The sequence below is a fragment of the Streptomyces exfoliatus genome (genome assembly GCF_000725545.1).
GTDB classification, from domain to species: domain Bacteria; phylum Actinomycetota; class Actinomycetes; order Streptomycetales; family Streptomycetaceae; genus Streptomyces; species Streptomyces exfoliatus.
Map to the genome: position 1 here is coordinate 114,610 of NZ_JNZP01000020.1, position 16,533 is coordinate 131,142.

At 71.1% G+C, this 16,533-nt stretch carries 15 protein-coding genes and 2 pseudogenes; 12 read left to right on the plus strand and 5 right to left on the minus strand.

Translation table 11 applies throughout. The annotated features are described in order from the left end of the window. Positions 1–107: 107 nt before the first annotated feature. Complete coding sequence (locus IO20_RS0124330) at positions 108–587, minus strand: sugar transferase (RefSeq protein ID WP_030553190.1); 480 nt, start codon at positions 585–587, stop codon at positions 108–110. 202 nt (positions 588–789) lie between these two features. Here IO20_RS0124330 and IO20_RS36865 point away from each other — a divergent pair. The 4 genes and pseudogenes from IO20_RS36865 (at position 790) to IO20_RS0124350 (ending at position 4,854) form a co-directional block, all read left to right on the plus strand. Continuing rightward, positions 790–2,524, plus strand: a pseudogene (locus IO20_RS36865) (Hsp70 family protein). Next, complete coding sequence (gene grpE / locus IO20_RS0124340) at positions 2,521–3,192, plus strand: nucleotide exchange factor GrpE (protein ID WP_030209916.1); 672 nt, start codon at positions 2,521–2,523, stop codon at positions 3,190–3,192. Before IO20_RS36865 ends, grpE begins: the two are co-directional and overlap by 4 nt. Positions 3,193–3,222: 30 nt before the next feature. Continuing rightward, positions 3,223–4,407 carry a molecular chaperone DnaJ gene (dnaJ, locus tag IO20_RS0124345; RefSeq protein ID WP_030553188.1) on the plus strand — a complete coding sequence of 395 codons (1,185 nt, stop codon included), beginning with the start codon at positions 3,223–3,225 and terminating at the stop codon, positions 4,405–4,407. Positions 4,408–4,410: 3 nt separating this feature from the next. After that, on the plus strand, positions 4,411–4,854 hold the full coding sequence (locus IO20_RS0124350; RefSeq protein WP_015034631.1) for a heat shock protein transcriptional repressor HspR: 444 nt from the start codon (positions 4,411–4,413) through the stop codon (positions 4,852–4,854). 66 nt (positions 4,855–4,920) lie between these two features. Here IO20_RS0124350 and IO20_RS0124355 read toward each other — a convergent pair whose 3' ends face one another. Both IO20_RS0124355 and IO20_RS0124360 read right to left on the minus strand, forming a co-directional pair. Then, complete coding sequence (locus IO20_RS0124355; protein ID WP_051874620.1) at positions 4,921–5,394, minus strand: hypothetical protein; 474 nt, start codon at positions 5,392–5,394, stop codon at positions 4,921–4,923. 5 nt (positions 5,395–5,399) lie between these two features. Next, positions 5,400–6,383 (minus strand): hypothetical protein, encoded by a 984-nt coding sequence (locus IO20_RS0124360; RefSeq protein ID WP_030553186.1) that lies wholly within the window; start codon positions 6,381–6,383, stop codon positions 5,400–5,402. Positions 6,384–6,516: 133 nt separating this feature from the next. On the opposite strand from IO20_RS0124360, the gene IO20_RS0124365 reads away from it, so the two are divergent. Continuing rightward, entirely contained in the window at positions 6,517–6,762 is a 246-nt protein-coding gene (locus IO20_RS0124365; protein ID WP_030553184.1) for a hypothetical protein, read from the plus strand. Positions 6,763–6,770: 8 nt separating this feature from the next. Then, positions 6,771–7,076 (plus strand): annotated as a pseudogene (locus IO20_RS41520) (hypothetical protein); the annotation flags it as partial. A gap of 134 nt (positions 7,077–7,210) precedes the next feature. On the opposite strand, the gene IO20_RS0124370 reads toward IO20_RS41520, so the two are convergent. Further along, a complete protein-coding gene (locus IO20_RS0124370) occupies positions 7,211–7,615 on the minus strand; it encodes a pyridoxamine 5'-phosphate oxidase family protein (RefSeq protein ID WP_030553183.1) in 405 nt (134 codons plus the stop codon). 123 nt (positions 7,616–7,738) lie between these two features. On the opposite strand from IO20_RS0124370, the gene clpB reads away from it, so the two are divergent. Together clpB and IO20_RS0124380 are read left to right on the plus strand one after the other, a co-directional pair. Continuing rightward, positions 7,739–10,330 carry an ATP-dependent chaperone ClpB gene (gene clpB / locus IO20_RS0124375; protein ID WP_030553181.1) on the plus strand — a complete coding sequence of 864 codons (2,592 nt, stop codon included), beginning with the start codon at positions 7,739–7,741 and terminating at the stop codon, positions 10,328–10,330. 125 nt (positions 10,331–10,455) lie between these two features. Beyond that, the gene (locus IO20_RS0124380; RefSeq protein ID WP_030209899.1) at positions 10,456–10,989 is read left to right on the plus strand and encodes a type III secretion system chaperone family protein; all 534 of its coding nucleotides are present in this window, start codon (positions 10,456–10,458) and stop codon (positions 10,987–10,989) included. Between the two features lie 81 nt (positions 10,990–11,070). Here the strand turns inward: IO20_RS0124380 and IO20_RS0124385 are convergent, their stop codons facing one another. Further along, positions 11,071–12,240, minus strand: coding sequence for a pyridoxal phosphate-dependent aminotransferase (locus IO20_RS0124385; protein WP_245685020.1), 1,170 nt, complete (start codon positions 12,238–12,240; stop codon positions 11,071–11,073). A 241-nt stretch (positions 12,241–12,481) separates the two neighbouring features. On the opposite strand from IO20_RS0124385, the gene IO20_RS40815 reads away from it, so the two are divergent. The 4 genes from IO20_RS40815 (at position 12,482) to IO20_RS0124405 (ending at position 16,499) form a co-directional block, all read left to right on the plus strand. After that, positions 12,482–12,670, plus strand: a complete 189-nt coding sequence (locus IO20_RS40815) for a hypothetical protein (RefSeq protein ID WP_030553178.1) — start codon at positions 12,482–12,484, stop codon at positions 12,668–12,670. A 551-nt stretch (positions 12,671–13,221) separates the two neighbouring features. Then, the gene (locus IO20_RS0124395) at positions 13,222–13,740 is read left to right on the plus strand and encodes a DUF2617 family protein (RefSeq protein WP_030553175.1); all 519 of its coding nucleotides are present in this window, start codon (positions 13,222–13,224) and stop codon (positions 13,738–13,740) included. A gap of 75 nt (positions 13,741–13,815) precedes the next feature. Continuing rightward, positions 13,816–15,549 (plus strand): spermidine synthase, encoded by a 1,734-nt coding sequence (locus IO20_RS0124400; RefSeq protein WP_030553173.1) that lies wholly within the window; start codon positions 13,816–13,818, stop codon positions 15,547–15,549. A gap of 74 nt (positions 15,550–15,623) precedes the next feature. Continuing rightward, the gene (locus IO20_RS0124405; RefSeq protein WP_030553171.1) at positions 15,624–16,499 is read left to right on the plus strand and encodes an SRPBCC family protein; all 876 of its coding nucleotides are present in this window, start codon (positions 15,624–15,626) and stop codon (positions 16,497–16,499) included. Positions 16,500–16,533 lie beyond the last annotated feature (34 nt).

Sequence of the window (16,533 nt, forward strand, 5' to 3'; positions counted from 1 at the left end):
GAAGGGCTCCTCGGGCGGGCCTACTAAGCGGTAACTTATTGAGTTCCTGCTGAGATTACCCGGTCGCGGCCCCGCGCTGTAGCGGCGCTCGCGGTGATATGTGTCGCTCAGGCAAACCTTGCCGCACGACGCCTGCGTACTGCTGGAAGCGTACGCGCCAGGACCGCCAGATCCATTCCGAGCCAGTGGTGGTCCACATAGTGGAGGTCGAGCAGCTCGCGCTCCTCCCACGGCAGGTCGGAGCGCCCGCTGATCTGCCACAGGCCGGTGAGCCCGGGGCGTACGGAGAGTCGGCGGCGCCCGTCGCCCGCGCACTCGCGGTGGGTCGGGGTCAGCGGGCACGGTCCGACCAGCGACATCTGGCCGGCGGCGACGTGCAGCAGCAGCGGCAGCGCGGCCAGCGGGCTCCTCGTGCGGAAGGTCAGCATCGTGAAGGGCCGCCCGTTCAGGCCCGCGATCCTGCGGCGGCGCAGCACCGCGCCGTCGCCGCCGAGCGTGACGGACAGGGCGACGCCGGCGATCAGAGGCGCGAGTGCGAGGAGCAGGACGACCCCGACCACCATGTCGAACGCGCGTTTCGCCGTCATGCGCCCACACCCTCCGGCGGGAATCCTGTGATATGTCCGGACTCTCTCATGTGAACCTGGAAGGGTGGGGGAGCGACGCGCCCATTGAGCGGATGGGCGGACGAAGAGTTGAGCCACCTCCACTCAGGTCTGTTGACGCGCGCCGACACGTCATGCATCCTTGAGTCAGTTCCACTCAAGTACGTCAGCTGGAGGAATCGAAATGGCACGTGCGGTCGGCATCGACCTGGGCACGACTAACTCCGTCGTCAGCGTTCTGGAAGGCGGCGAGCCCACCGTCATCACCAACGCCGAGGGCGCCAGGACCACGCCGTCCGTCGTCGCCTTCGCGAAGAACGGCGAAGTGCTCGTCGGCGAGGTGGCCAAGCGTCAGGCCGTCACCAACGTCGACAGGACCATCCGGTCGGTCAAGCGCCACATGGGCACCGACTGGAAGATCGAGATCGACGGCAAGAACTTCAACCCGCAGCAGATGAGCGCCTTCATCCTGCAGAAGCTGAAGCGCGACGCCGAGGCGTACCTGGGCGAGAAGGTCGTCGACGCGGTCATCACCGTCCCGGCGTACTTCAACGACTCCGAGCGTCAGGCCACCAAGGAGGCCGGTGAGATCGCGGGCCTCAACGTCCTGCGCATCGTCAACGAGCCGACCGCGGCCGCCCTGGCCTACGGCCTCGACAAGGACGACCAGACGATCCTCGTCTTCGACCTCGGTGGCGGCACCTTCGACGTGTCCCTCCTGGAGATCGGCGACGGCGTCGTCGAGGTGAAGGCCACCAACGGTGACAACCACCTCGGTGGTGACGACTGGGACCAGCGCGTCGTCGACTACCTGGTGACGCAGTTCCAGAACGGCCACGGCGTCGACCTGGCCAAGGACAAGATGGCTCTCCAGCGTCTCCGCGAGGCCGCGGAGAAGGCGAAGATCGAGCTGTCGTCCTCGACCGAGACGTCGATCAACCTGCCCTACATCACGGCTTCCGCCGAGGGCCCGCTGCACCTGGACGAGAAGCTCACGCGCGCCCAGTTCCAGCAGCTGACCTCGGACCTGCTCGACCGCTGCAAGGTGCCGTTCCACAACGTCATCAAGGACGCGGGCATCAACCTCTCCGAGATCGACCACGTCGTTCTCGTCGGTGGTTCGACCCGTATGCCGGCCGTCGCCGAGCTCGTCAAGGAGCTGACCGGCGGTCAGGACGCCAACAAGGGCGTCAACCCGGACGAGGTCGTCGCCATCGGCGCCGCGCTCCAGGCCGGTGTCCTCAAGGGTGAGGTCAAGGACGTCCTGCTCCTCGACGTGACCCCGCTGCAACCAGCCGTCCGTGCAGATCCAGGTCTACCAGGGCGAGCGCGAGATCGCGGCGTACAACAAGAAGCTCGGCATGTTCGAGCTGACCGGTCTCCCGCCGGCCCCGCGTGGCGTCCCGCAGATCGAGGTCGCGTTCGACATCGACGCGAACGGCATCATGCACGTCACGGCCAAGGACCTCGGCACGGGCAAGGAGCAGAAGATGACCGTCACCGGTGGCTCCTCGCTGCCGAAGGACGAGGTCGACCGGATGCGCCAGGAGGCCGAGCAGTACGCGGACGAGGACCACCGTCGCCGCGAGGCCGCCGAGTCCCGCAACCAGGGCGAGCAGCTCGTCTACCAGACGGAGAAGTTCCTCAAGGACAACGAGGACAAGGTCCCCGGTGACGTCAAGGCCGAGGTCGAGGCCGCGCTCGTCGAGCTGAAGGAGAAGCTCAAGGGCGAGGACACCGCCGAGATCCGTACCGCCACCGAGAAGGTCGCGGCCGTCTCCCAGAAGCTGGGCCAGGCGCTGTACGCCGACGCCCAGGGCGCCCAGGCCGCCGGCGACGCCGGTCAGGCCCAGGCCGACGACGATGTCGTCGACGCCGAGATCATCGACGACGAGCCCAAGAAGGGTGGTCAGGCGTGACCGAGGAGACCCCGGGCTTCGAGGAGAAGCCCGACGTCCCCTCCGGCGCCACCCCTGACGACGCCGCCGAGGCCGTCGAGCCCTCCCAGGAGGACGCGACGGCCCCGGCCGGGGACGCAAGCAGCCAGAAGTCGGCCGGTACCGCGGGCCTCACCGCCCAGCTGGACCAGGTCCGTTCCGCGCTCGACGAGCGCACCGCGGACCTCCAGCGGCTCCAGGCCGAATACCAGAACTACCGCCGCCGCGTGGAGCGGGACCGGGTCACGGTCAAGGAGATCGCCGTCGCGACCCTCCTGTCCGAGCTCCTGCCCGTGCTCGACGACGTCGGCCGGGCCCGTGAGCACGGTGAGCTCGTGGGCGGGTTCAAGTCGGTGGCCGAATCGCTGGAGACCGTCGTCGCCAAGATGGGACTCCAGCAGTTCGGCAAGGAGGGCGAGCCCTTCGACCCGACGATCCACGAGGCCCTGATGCACTCGTACGCGCCGGACGTCACCGAGACGACCTGCGTGGCGATCCTGCAGCCGGGGTATCGGATCGGCGAGCGGACCATCAGGCCCGCCCGGGTCGCGGTGGCGGAGCCGCAGCCGGGCGCCACGCCCGGTGCCGCGTCCGGCACCAAGGAAGAGAAGTCGGCCGACGAGGAGAGCGGTGCCCCCGAAGAGGGGTGACGCAGTGATCGTCCGGAAGGAGGGACGTCGATGAGCACGAAGGACTTCGTCGAGAAGGACTACTACAAGGTTCTCGGCGTCCCCAAGGACGCCACCGAGGCCGAGATCAAGAAGGCGTACCGGAAACTCGCCCGCGAGAACCACCCGGACGCCAACAAGGGCGACGCCGGCGCCGAGGCGCGCTTCAAGGACATCTCCGAGGCCAACGACATCCTCGGCGACCCCAAGAAGCGCAAGGAGTACGACGACGCCCGCGCCCTCTTCGGGAACGGCGGCTTCAGGGCCGGTCCCGGCGGGGCGGGCGGCGGCTCGTTCAACTTCGACCTGGGCGACCTCTTCGGCGGCGCCCAGGGCGGCCCCGGTGCAGCCGGCGGCTTCGGCGGCGGCGGCATCGGGGACGTCTTCGGCGGCCTGTTCAACCGCGGGGCGGGTGGCGGCGCACGCACCCAGCCGCGCCGCGGCCAGGACATCGAGTCCGAGGTGACGCTCAGCTTCACCGAGGCCATCGAGGGCGCGACCGTACCTCTGCGGATGTCCAGCCAGCAGCCCTGCACGGCCTGTTCGGGCACCGGCGACAAGAACGGCACGCCCCGCGTGTGCCCGACCTGCGTCGGCACCGGGCAGGTCTCGCGCGGCAGCGGCGGCGGCTTCTCGCTCACCGACCCGTGCGTGGACTGCAAGGGCCGCGGCCTCATCGCCGAGAACCCCTGCGAGGTCTGCAAGGGCAGCGGGCGGGCCAAGTCCTCCCGCACCATGCAGGTCCGCATCCCGGCGGGCGTCAGCGACAACCAGAAGATCCGGCTGCGCGGCAAGGGAGCGCCGGGCGAGCGCGGCGGGCAGAACGGCGACCTGTACGTCGTCGTGCACGTCGACGACCACCCGGTCTTCGGCCGCAAGGACGACAACCTCACCGTCACGGTGCCGGTCTCCTTCACGGAGGCGGCGCTCGGCGGCGAGATCAAGGTGCCGACCCTCGGCGGCCCCGCGGTCACCCTCAAGCTGCCCGCGGGCACCCCGAACGGCCGGACCATGCGCGCCCGGGGCAAGGGCGCTGTCCGCAAGGACGGTACCCGCGGCGACCTCCTCGTGACGGTCGAGGTCGCGGTGCCGCAGGAGCTGGACGACAAGGCACGTGAGGCCCTGGAGACCTACCGCGAGGCGACGGCCTCCGAGGACCCCCGGGCGGAGCTGTTCCAGGCCGCGAAGGGAGCGTGACCCGTGGACGGGCGCCGACGCAATCCGTACGAACTGACCGACGAGTCGCCGGTGTACGTCATCTCGGTGGCGGCCCAGCTCTCGGGTCTGCACCCGCAGACACTGCGGCAGTACGACCGCCTCGGTCTGGTCTCCCCGGACCGCACGGCGGGCCGGGGCCGGCGCTACTCGGCCCGTGACATCGAGCTGCTCCGTCAGGTGCAGCAGCTGTCGCAGGACGAGGGCATCAACCTGGCGGGGATCAAGCGCATCATCGAGCTGGAGAACCAGGTCGCGGCGCTGCAGAGCCGGATCGCGGAGCTGTCGGCCGCGGTCGACGGCGCGGCGGCGGCGATGCGGCAGCGCGAGGCCCAGGTGCACGCCTCCTACCGGCGCGATCTCGTGCCGTACCAGGACGTGCAGCAGGCGAGCGCCCTGGTGGTGTGGCGCCCGAAGCGCGGCGAGTAGCCGAGCAGGCGACGTGAGGCCCCCTCCACAGCTGTGGAGGGGGCCTCACGCGTGTCCGGCCCCCGTCTACGGGATCAGTTCGCCCACGATGTCGCCGACCGTCTCCCACCAGGGCGCGGCCCCCGTCCCGAACGCGGCGGCGAGTGCCGTGCCGAGGGCGTGGTCGAGCGGGGTGAGGTCCGCGCCGGAGGCCCAGTCGGCGTCCACCCGGCCGTCGCCCGCTGACTCCAGGGTGCCGAGTACCCGCCCGTCACGGCTGAGCCGGCTGTCGACGTGGGAGCAGGGCATGAGCCGGTAGCGGACGCCGGCGACCCGGGCGTCCACGCGGTACGAGGAGCGCAGCAGCCGTCCGCGCGCGGGCCGGATCGTGGCGGGCTCCCCGTCGGCGCTGAGGGCCAGCAGGGCGGCCTTGCGGGTGCCGATGGGGGTGTGGGCGTCCGGGGCGGTGCCGGGGGCCCGTACGAGCTCCACGGTGGGCAGGCCGTGGCCGGACACCCGGAGGGTTCCCGCGGGCCCGTCGAGATCGATCTGTGTGTACACGGTGGTCAGACGTCGTCCTGCTGCAGAATGCCTGACTGGGCGATGAGGTAACCGAGCTGGGCCCGGCTCCCGCTGCCGAGGGCGGCGGCCAGTTTGGCGATGTGGGCGCGGCAGGTGCGGACGTTCATGCCGAGGCGGCGGGCGATGGCCTCGTCGACGTGGCCCTCGACGAGGAGCCGGGCGATGGTCCGCTGGACGCCGCCGATGCCGTCGGTCTTGATGTCGTACGGAATCTCCTCCCGGATCGGCACCGCGAGCTGCCAGAACTGGTCGAAGACGCCGCCGAGGTAGGCGACCAGGCCCGGGTGGCGCAGTTCCAGGGCGACCTGGCGGTCGCTGCGGGCCGGGATGAAGGCGACCTCGCGGTCGACGATGATCAGCCGGTCGATGATCTCTTCGAGGGTCCTGACCTGGACCTCGGGGCCGACGTGCTCCAGGTAGGTCAGGGTGAGTTCGGTGTGGCGGGCCGTGTGCTGGTAGAGCGTGCGCATGCTGATGCCGCGGCCGAGGAGCGGCGAGACGCGGTCGAGGGCCTCCGTCAGGGCCTGTGCGGGGCGCCCGCCGCCGGGCTGCACGGTGAGCAGTTCCTGGCGGCAGTTGGCGACGACCCGGTCGAGGGTCGAGTTGATGCGGTCGATGCCCTCGAGGACGGTGATGGCGTGGGTGGTGGGGGAGTCGTGGGCGCCGATGGCCATGAACGGCTCGAACGCGTCGGAGAGGGCGACGGTGCGCCGGCGGCGGTCGAGTATCTCCCGCTCGATCGGCTGGAGGAGCTGGGCGAGGGCCGCCGACGGAGGAACCGGACGGAGCCACCGGGCGTCGTCCGGGTCGGGGTGCAGCAGCGACAGATCGAGGAGGCAGGGGGCCTCGACAGTCTCTGACCGGGCTATTCGTCCGGTCCGCAGGGCGGATGCGTACAGCTCGGAGCCGGCTTTGCAGAGCTCGGCATGCGAATGAGGGTGACCTGTCTCGTCCGCTTCTTTCCGCATATGTACACCCCCAGGCTCCTGCATCTCAGGAACATGATGCCTGGGTTTGGTGGTGCAGGTGCAGAGAGTAAGCCATCGTCTTAGTCGCGGGGGTTGGTAAAGAGACGTTGCCTTCAAGTGAGGTTGTTCGGTGATGATGAAGAAGCTCATACGCGCGGTGGCCGGACTCGCTCTTGTCGCGGCCGCAGCGGTGGGGGCCGTGGGCGTGACCCAGGACCCCGGTTGGCACACCGCGCCGGCCGAGGTGCAGGCCGCTCCGCTCGACCCGGGCTGGAGCGTGGCCCCCGCCGCGCAGCTCGCCGACCCGGGCTGGAGTGTGGCCCCCGCGGAGGATCCCGGCTGGAGCGTGGCCCCCGCGCAGGATCCCGGCTGGAGCTAGAGGGGCGCATGAACGTACCCGATGACCCCAGGTTCCGCCGGGAGATGGCCTCGGCCTATCGCTCCGGCTGGCACTTCGTCGATCTCGCCACGGCCATCCCCCATCGTGGCGACTCGCTGAAGGTATCCCTCTTCGGGGAGCCGATCGTCGTGGCACGCGAGCAGGACGAGGACGTCCGCGCCTACCGCTGCCTCCGACGTCCCCGGGGCGCCCCACAGCCCATCCGCTGTGCCATCCGGTACGGCATGATCTTCGTCAACCTCGACCAGCGGGACCACCAGCTGATCGAACCCGAGACCATCACCGCCACCCCCCCGCAGTGCCTGAGCGATTCCCCCGTCGTTGTAGATCGCTCAGGCACTTCCCCCACACAGCGGCGCCATCGCGGACCTGAAACGCGATGGTGCCGCTGTGCGTTCGCCGTCGCTCCCCCAGGGTGTCCCGCGCGTCAGGCGCGGCCCATCGCCCGGGTGAGGGCGATCTCGATGACGACCCGGTCCGGGTTCGGGGCCGGCGTACGTCCGTAGCGGTCCGCGTAGCGCCCGACGGCGTCCGCGACGACCTCCTCCTCCGTCCGGATGCGGGCGATGCCCTCCAGGGTGGCCCAGCGCCCCTTGTCGACCTGGCAGACCGCGACCCGCGCCCCGTCCGCGCCCGCCGCCAGGACGTTGGCGACCTTCCGGCTGTGCTTGTTGGTGATCACGCGCGCGTACCCCTGCTCGGGGTCGTACGTGACGCCGACCGCGACGACGTGCGGCGTGCCGTCCGGGCGCGGGGTGGTCAGGGTGCACATGTGGTACTCGCGCCAGAAGCTGAGGTACGAGTCGGAGGGGTTCCTGGGGTCTGTGGCCATGCCCGGAAACTACCCGGGGCCGAGCCCTCCCCGACACCTTGAGCCGCACCGACTCAACTTTGTGTACTCTGGAGGAGTCATAAGGAGAAGACCACCCACGACGTCCGAGGAGGAGCACCGCACGTGGACGCCGAACTGACCAACAGGAGCCGGGACGCGATCAACGCGGCGAGCAGCCGCGCCGTGTCCGAAGGGCACGCGGACCTGACCCCCGCCCACCTTCTCCTGGCACTTCTCGCGGGTCAGGAGAACGAGAACATCACCGACCTGCTCGCCGCCGTCGAGGCCGACCAGGCGGCCGTACGCGCGGGTGCGGAGCGACTGCTCGCCGCCCTGCCGAGCGTCACCGGGTCCACGGTCGCGCCCCCACAGCCCACCCGCGACTTCCTCGCGGTGATCGCCGACGCCGACCGGCAGGCCAAGGAGCTCGGCGACGACTACCTGTCCACCGAGCACCTCCTCATCGGGATCGCGGCCAAGGGCGGCCAGGCCGGTGAGATCCTCGGCAAGCAGGGCGCGAGCGCACCGAAGCTGCTCGACGCCTTCGAGAAGAGCAGGGGAGGACGCCGGGTGACCACACCCGACCCGGAGGGTCAGTACAAGGCACTGGAGAAGTTCGGCACGGACTTCACCGCCGCCGCGCGCGAGGGCAAGCTCGACCCGGTCATCGGCCGGGACCACGAGATCCGGCGCGTCGTCCAGGTGCTGTCCCGCCGCACCAAGAACAACCCCGTCCTCATCGGCGAGCCCGGCGTCGGCAAGACCGCCGTCGTCGAGGGCCTCGCCCAGCGGATCGTCAAGGGCGACGTCCCCGAGTCGCTGAAGAACAAGCGGCTCGTCTCGCTCGACCTCGGCGCGATGGTCGCCGGAGCCAAGTACCGCGGCGAGTTCGAGGAGCGCCTCAAGACCGTCCTCTCCGAGATCAAGGAGAGCGACGGCCAGATCATCACCTTCATCGACGAGCTGCACACGGTCGTCGGCGCGGGCGCCGGCGGCGACTCCGCCATGGACGCGGGCAACATGCTCAAGCCCATGCTGGCCCGCGGCGAGCTGCGCATGGTCGGCGCGACCACCCTCGACGAGTACCGCGAGCGGATCGAGAAGGACCCCGCCCTGGAGCGCCGCTTCCAGCAGGTCCTGGTCGCCGAGCCGACCGTCGAGGACACCATCGCGATCCTCCGCGGCCTCAAGGGCCGGTACGAGGCCCACCACAAGGTGCAGATCAACGACTCCGCCCTGGTGGCCGCCGCGACCCTCTCCGACCGGTACATCACCTCCCGTTTCCTCCCCGACAAGGCCATCGACCTCGTCGACGAGGCCGCGTCCCGGCTCCGTATGGAGATCGACTCCTCGCCCGTCGAGATCGACGAGCTCCAGCGGTCCGTCGACCGCCTCCGCATGGAGGAGCTGGCCCTCAAGAACGAGACGGACCCGGCGAGCAGGCAGCGCCTGGAGAAACTGCGCCGCGACCTCGCCGACCGCGAGGAGGAGCTGCGCGGCCTCACCGCCCGCTGGGAGAAGGAGAAGCAGTCCCTCAACCGGGTCGGCGAACTGAAGGAACGTCTCGACGAGACCCGCGGCCGGGCCGAGCGCGCCCAGCGCGACGGCGACTTCGACACCGCCTCCAAGCTGCTGTACGGGGAGATCCCGGCCCTGGAGCGGGAGCTGGAGGAGGCGAGCGAGGCCGAGGCCCAGCAGGAGTCCAGCAAGGACACGATGGTCAAGGAGGAGGTCGGCCCCGACGACATCGCGGACGTGGTCGGCGCCTGGACCGGCATCCCCGCAGGACGCCTCCTGGAGGGCGAGACGCAGAAGCTGCTCCGGATGGAGGACGAGCTCGGCAAGCGGCTGATCGGCCAGTCCGAGGCCGTGCAGGCGGTCTCCGACGCCGTGCGCAGGACCCGCGCGGGCATCGCCGACCCCGACCGGCCCACCGGTTCCTTCCTCTTCCTCGGCCCGACCGGTGTCGGCAAGACCGAGCTGGCGAAGGCGCTCGCGGACTTCCTCTTCGACGACGAGCGGGCCATGATCCGCATCGACATGTCGGAGTACGGCGAGAAGCACAGCGTCGCCCGCCTGGTCGGCGCGCCTCCCGGCTACGTCGGCTACGAGGAGGGCGGCCAGCTCACGGAGGCGGTCCGCCGCCGCCCGTACAGCGTGGTGCTGCTCGACGAGGTGGAGAAGGCCCACCCGGAGGTCTTCGACATCCTGCTCCAGGTCCTCGACGACGGCCGCCTCACCGACGGCCAGGGCCGGACGGTGGATTTCCGCAACACCATCCTGATCCTGACGTCGAACCTCGGCAGCCAGTACCTGGTCGAGCCGCTGACCCCGGAGGACGTCAAGAAGCAGCAGGTCCTGGAGGTCGTCAGGGCCAGTTTCAAGCCGGAGTTCCTCAACCGGCTCGACGACCTGGTGGTCTTCTCGGCCCTCGACCGGGCCGAGCTGAGCCGGATCGCCCGGCTCCAGATCGACCGGCTCGCGAAGCGGCTCGCCGAGCGGCGGCTCACCCTGGACGTCACCCCGGCGGCCCTGGAGTGGCTCGCCGAGGAGGGCAACGACCCCGCCTACGGTGCCCGGCCGCTGCGCCGTCTGATCCAGACGGCGATCGGCGACCGGCTCGCGAAGGAGATCCTCGCGGGCGAGATCGTGGACGGCGACACGGTCAGGGTGGACCGTTTCGAGGACGGCCTGATCGTGGGACCGGCCAGGTAGCCCCCTTTTCTCCCCCATGTGCACGAGTTCTTGTCAGCCCGCAGCGGATCGCGGGAGGTGGGACTTGCCACGTACCGCCCGGCATGGGGGAGGATGGCGAGCATCCGTACGAAGGGAAATACACGGTGAGCATCGACCCGTCCTCGATTCCGAATTTCGGGGGCCAGCCCCAGCCTCAGGCCGCAGGACCGGCGGGCCCCGTCGTCCCCGACCAGGACCTCGTCAAGCAGCTCCTCGACCAGATGGAACTGAAGTACGTCATCGACGACGAGGGTGACCTCGCGGCGCCGTGGGAGGAATTCCGCACGTACTTCATGTTCCGCGGTGAGGACGAGCAGCAGGTCTTCTCGGTGCGGACGTTCTACGACCGCCCGCACTCCGCCGACGACCGCGCCAAGGTCCTCGACGCGATCGACGACTGGAACCGCCGCACCCTGTGGCCCAAGGTCTACACGCACCTGCACGAGGAGGAGGACGGCTCCGCCACCCTCCGTCTCATCGGTGAGGCCCAGATGCTGATCGGCACCGGCGTCGCCCTGGAGCACTTCGTGTCCTCCACGGTCAGCTGGGTCCGCGCCTCCATCGAGTTCGACAAGTGGGTCGTCGAGCAGTTCGGCCTGGAGACCCCCGAGCAGAAGGCGGGCGACGAGGAGGCCTGAGCCACCTCGTCCGCACCGTCACGAGAGCCCGGCCCCCCTTCCGAGGGGGCGCCGGGCTCTCGTGTCGTTCCGGGGGCGCCCTCAGGCCAGCCGCTTGAGCCGGGAGACGGCCTCCTCCAGGACCTCGGTCTTCTTGCAGAAGGCGAAGCGGACGAAGGGCGCGCCGGCCTCGCGGTGGTCGTAGAAGACGGCGTTCGGGATGGCGACGACCCCGGCGCGCTCCGGCAGCGACCGGCAGAAGGCGAAGCCGTCCTCGTCGCCGAGCGGCCGGATGTCGGTGGTGACGAAGTAGGTGCCCGCCGGCCGGTAGACCTCGAAGCCCGCCTGCGCGAGGCCCTCGCTCAGCAGGTCCCGCTTGGCCTGGAGGTCGGCGCGGAGGGTGTCGAAGTACGTGGCGGGGAGGCGGAGCGCCTCGGCGATCGCGTACTGGAACGGCCCCGAGGACACGTACGTGAGGAACTGCTTGGCCGAGCGGACGGCGGAGGTCAGCTCGGGGCTCGCGGTGATCCAGCCGACCTTCCAGCCGGTGAACGAGAAGGTCTTGCCGGCGGAGCCGATGGTGACCGTGCGCTCCCGCATGCCGGGGAGGCTCGCGATCGGCACGTGTTCGGCGCCGTCGAAGACCAGGTGCTCGTAGACCTCGTCGGTGACGACGAGCAGGTCCCGCTCGATCGCGAGTTCGGCGACGGCGGTCAGTTCCGCCCGGGTGAGGACGGTGCCGGTGGGGTTGTGCGGGGTGTTGAGGAGGATGAGGCGGGTCCGGTCGGTGACGGCGGCGCGCAGCTCGTCCAGGTCGAGGACGTAGGCGCCCTCGTGGGGGCGGAGGGTGACGGGGACCCTGGTCCCGCCGGCCATCGCCACGCAGGCGGCGTACGAGTCGTAGTACGGCTCCAGGGCGACGACCTCGTCGCCCGGCTCGACCAGGGCGAGCAGGGCCGCGGCGATGGCCTCGGTGGCGCCCGCGGTGACGAGGACCTCGGTGTCCGGGTCGTACGCGAGGCCGTACCGGTCCCGCTGGTGGTCGGCGACGGCCGAGCGCAGCTCGGGGACGCCGGGGCCCGGTGGGTACTGGTTGCCGCGGCCGTCCCGCAGCGCGCGGACCGCGGCCTCCCGGATCTCCTCGGGGCCGTCGGTGTCGGGGAAACCCTGGCCGAGGTTGATCGCCCCGGTCCTGGCGGCGAGCGCGGACATCTCGGCGAAGATGGTCGTCCCGAACTCGGCGAGGCGGCGGTTGAGCGGCGGTCGTGTCATGACGGCCATCCTGGAGCCAAGCGCATCGGGGAGCCAAGCCCATCCCGGAGCCGAACCCATCCCGGAGCCAAGCTCTGGAGTTGCTCAAGTGCGCTTTGGCGCGCGGGCGTGGCGGGGATCGCCCTGGCATGAACATCGCACTCTTCATCCTCGGGATCGCGTTGGTGATCGCGGTCGTGGTGTCGGTCGTCGCGTACTCGCTCAGGGGAACGGCGCGGGTGAGCCGGGGCGGCGACAGCTGGTGGGCCGGGACGGACTCGTCGTCGTCCTCCTCCTCGTCCACCACCTCCTGCTCGTCGTCCTCGTCCTCCTCGGACTCCTCTTCCACGTCCTCGTGTTCGAGCTCCTCCTCCTGCTCGTCGTCGTCGAGCTGCTCCAGCTCCTCGTCCTCGTGCAGCTGAAGCTCTGGACTCGCTCAAGTCGGCTTTGACGGGATGTCGGACCGGGCATCCCCCTCGCACAGAAGAACGGGGGTAGTACAGATGGAAATCTTCATCGTCTTCATGGGGGCGGTCATCCTCATCGGCCTGGTCTCCACCGTCCTCCGCCTCACCGGTATCGGCGGGCGTCGCGGCGGGCACCGCGGAGGGCATCGCGGCGGGCGGAGCAGCGGCCGCAGCTGGGCCGACGGCGGTGGCGGCGGGGGCTGTGGCGGGGGCGGCAGCTCCTGCAGCTCCGGTTCCAGCTGTGGGGGTGGCGGCTGTGGGGGCGGTAGCTGAGCACATGCCGTGGGCAGTTCGCGCGTACTTGTCGATCGATTCTGATTGAACAATTGAACTGTGGGGTCCCCGAAGGGGTTGGAAAACACAGCAAGTTGGGTAAAAGCGCTGCGAGTCGTCCGGCGTCCGTGGTTCTCTCGCTCCTGACAGAGACAGCCCTCGGACCGTGTGTGGACCCGAGCCGGCGATTCCCCACTCCCGTTGAACCCTTCACCGGGGCGCCCCCGGCCCACCCGTCAAACCGTGTTTGCGGAGCCGACCCATGCTCACCACCCTGAAAACCTCCTACACCGACACGCGCGCGGCCGATCTGGCCTGGGCCCTGGGGCGCGACCCGCTCCCTGCCCTCGCCGTGCTCGACCTCGAACTCGCAGGTGCGAGCCTCCAGTTGAGGCTGCTCGGCGCCTCCCACCAGGTTCTCCTGGAGGAGGAGGGCCGCAGTTGCTCGGAGACCGTCGCATGCATGCCCGGCAGCAGTACCCCGCTCCCGCTCGGCGTCTCCAAGCGCGTCGGCGAATGGGAATACGAATTCGCCGCACGCGTCGAGACGCTCTCGCACGGCTCCTTCGCGGGCCGTGCGCAGGAGTTGCTCGCACTCGTCGCGGACCACCCCAACGGACTCGCGGGGACCTTCCCCGGCTCCCCGCACGCCTTCACGGCGATGCTGGCGCAGCGCCACGAGGGCCAGGTGCGCTGGCGCACCTGGCACGCCTACCCCCAGGAAGGGCAGTTGGTGGTCACCAGGACACGTATCGGCGCACGTATGCCCGCAACGCTCTGATGCGCCCTCCCGGAGCCTCAGGTGCACTCGTGTGGGTGACAAGGGGTGGGCGGGCCGTGACGTAGCGTTACGTTCATGATCGAGCCGACCGTGACCATGCCACCCAAGAGGGTCCGGCGGGCGCCCGTGCGGCGGTCCGAGCCGCCGCGCGGCACGACGGTGCGGTTCCCGGTGCTCGCCGTGGTCTTCGTCTGCGCCGCCTGCGGTCTGGTGTACGAACTCGAACTGGTCGCGCTCGCCTCCTACCTGATCGGCGACTCGGTCACCCAGGCCTCCGTCGTGCTCTCCGTGATGGTCTTCGCCATGGGCGTGGGCTCACTCCTCGCCAAGCGGCTGCGCTGCCGTGCCGCCGTCGGCTTCGGCCTGGTCGAGGCCGGGCTCGCGCTCATCGGCGGCTGCTCGGCGATGGTGCTGTACGCGGCCTTCGCCTGGCTCGGCGAATCGCGGTACGTCGTCGTGGCGTTCTCGCTCGCCATCGGGGTGCTCATCGGCGCGGAGATCCCCCTCCTGATGGCGCTCATACAGCGGGCCACCGGGCCCGCGGGCGCGGGTTCCGGTTCCGCTTCCCGTTCCGCTTCCCGTGCGGGCGGCTCCGCCCGCTCCGGCCGGCAGGCCCCGCTCGGGGAGCGGGACGACGACGCAGCGGGGACGGTCGCCGACCTGTTCGCCGCCGACTACGTCGGCGCGCTGGTCGGCGGTCTCGCCTTCCCCTTCCTGCTGCTGCCCTGGCTCGGTCAGCTCACCGGCGCCCTCGTCACCGGCGCGGTGAACGTCGTGGCGGGCGGCGGCCTCGTCCTCTGGGTGTTCCGCCGCGACCTGACCGCCCGCTCCCGGGCCCTGCTCGTGGCCGCGAACGTGTCGGTCCTCGCCGTCCTCGCCACGGCGACGATGCTCGTCGACGACTTCGAAGCGGCGGCGCGCCGTGCCGTGTACGGGGAGCGGGTGCGGGTCGCCGTCCAGACCGAGCTCCAGGAGGTGGTGGTGACGGGAGGCCCCGAGGGCCCGCCCGACCTGTTCCTCGACGGGCGCCTCCGGGTCGCGGGACAGGACGAGTACCGCTACCACGAGGCCCTCGTCCACCCCGCGATGAACGGCCCGCACGCGCGCGTCCTGATCGTCGGGGGCGGGGACGGCATGGCCGCCCGCGAAGTGCTGCGCTACCCGGGGGCCCGCGCCGTCACCGTCGTCGAACTCGACCCCGGGGTCGTCCGCCTCGCCCGTACGGACCCGGCGCTCGCCACGCTCAACGCACAGGCGTTCAGGGACCCACGCGTCCGGGTGGTCCACGCGGACGCGTTCCACTGGCTCAGGGGCGCCACGTCGCAGGTGCAGGAACGGTACGACGTGGTGATCTCCGATCTGCCCGACCCCGGAATCACCCCCAGCACCAAGCTGTACTCACAGGAGTTCTACGGACTCGTGGCCCGGGTCCTCGCCCCCTCCGGACGGTTCGCCGTGCACGCCGGGTCCGTCGCCGACCGGCCGCGCACCTACTGGACCGTCGACGCCACCCTGCGCGCGGCCGGCTTCGCGACCCGCCCGTACAGCGCGAGCGGCCGCACCCCGGGCTTCGCCGCGGGGCCCGACCGCGCCGACCGCTCCGGCGGTGCGGGGCAGGGGCCCGCCGACTGGGGGTTCCTCCTCGCAGTCCCGGGCGGCCGGCCCCCCGCCCTCGGCCTCGCCGCGGACGCGCCCCGGCTGCGCTCGCTCGGCGAAGGGACCCTGGAGGCCGCGGCGCGCCGCGCCGAGCGCGGCCGGGGCGACGAGCTGCCGCCCTCGACCCTGGTGCACCCGCGGTACGGCGGCTGAGGCGGACGGCCGGCCGGGGCGGGCCGGTGCCGAACAGGCGACGCCGCGCCTCGGCCTGAGTAGGCTCGGCTTCCATGGAGCATGAGGTGTTCGTTCCCGTTTCGGCCGAGGTCCTGCGCGCGACGCTCACGGACCCTGGCCGGGTGGTGCGCTGCGTACCCGGCCTCCAGCGGGACGCGGACGCGGAGGCGGGCCCCCTCGCGGGCCGGCTCAAGGTGCGGGTCGGCGGCAACACCATCACCTACCGGGGCGCCCTGAAGGTCGTCGAGCGGGACGGTGCCATCACCTACGAGGGCCAGGGCAGCGAGGCCCGGGGCAAGGGCTCGGCGGAGTTGTCGCTCACCGTCGTCCTCACTCCGGTGGCCGAGGGCACGAGCCTGAGCTTCACCGGCGCCCTCACCGCGACCGGCCGCCTCGCCGAGGCGCCGGAAGAGGCACGGTCGTCGGCGGGCACACGGCTCCTCGACAAGTTCGTGGAGGCCCTGGCCGACCTGGCGGAGGCAGAGGCGGCGGCTGACACCGAAGCCGAGCCGGGGCCCGAGACCGACCCCGAGACCGAGACCGACGACGACGGGGTCGACGACGGCGTGGAGGAGCCCCGCCGCGGTTCCCTCTTCGACGCGCCCGTCCCGCCGCCCTCCCTCGATCCCCTCCAGGACGAGGACGAGGACGAGGACGTGACCGCGGGCGGCCTGGGCGAGGGACTGGGCGACATCCCCATCGCGTTCCCCGCCCCGCAGCCCGCCGTCGAGGCCGCCCACGCCCGCCGGACGATGATCGGGCGGAGCGCCGAGGAGGTCGACCACGCCCCGCCGCGCGGCCGGTACGCCCCCGTTCCCGCCCCCGAGGCGTCGAGCGCCGGTGCCACCCTCCGCTGGATCGCGCCGGCCGCCGCCCTCGCGCTCGCCTCCGCCGTCGTCGTCGGCAGGGCGCTGCGCCGCCGCCGCTGACCGTGCCCTCGCAGGTGCCCCCGAACGTGCTCCG

What these genes read in the sequence shown, in the direction of transcription:
- IO20_RS0124395 (WP_030553175.1), top strand. Translation starts at nt 13,222, where the DNA reads ATGCTCACCACCCTGAAAACCTCCTACACCGACACGCGCGCGGCCGAT.
- IO20_RS0124365 (WP_030553184.1), top strand. Translation starts at nt 6,517, where the DNA reads ATGATGAAGAAGCTCATACGCGCGGTGGCCGGACTCGCTCTTGTCGCG.
- IO20_RS0124330 (WP_030553190.1), bottom strand. Translation starts at nt 587, where the DNA reads ATGACGGCGAAACGCGCGTTCGACATGGTGGTCGGGGTCGTCCTGCTC.
- IO20_RS0124360 (WP_030553186.1), bottom strand. Translation starts at nt 6,383, where the DNA reads ATGCGGAAAGAAGCGGACGAGACAGGTCACCCTCATTCGCATGCCGAG.
- dnaJ (WP_030553188.1), top strand. Translation starts at nt 3,223, where the DNA reads ATGAGCACGAAGGACTTCGTCGAGAAGGACTACTACAAGGTTCTCGGC.
- IO20_RS0124405 (WP_030553171.1), top strand. Translation starts at nt 15,624, where the DNA reads ATGGAGCATGAGGTGTTCGTTCCCGTTTCGGCCGAGGTCCTGCGCGCG.
- IO20_RS0124385 (WP_245685020.1), bottom strand. Translation starts at nt 12,240, where the DNA reads ATGACACGACCGCCGCTCAACCGCCGCCTCGCCGAGTTCGGGACGACC.
- IO20_RS0124400 (WP_030553173.1), top strand. Translation starts at nt 13,816, where the DNA reads ATGATCGAGCCGACCGTGACCATGCCACCCAAGAGGGTCCGGCGGGCG.
- IO20_RS0124370 (WP_030553183.1), bottom strand. Translation starts at nt 7,615, where the DNA reads ATGGCCACAGACCCCAGGAACCCCTCCGACTCGTACCTCAGCTTCTGG.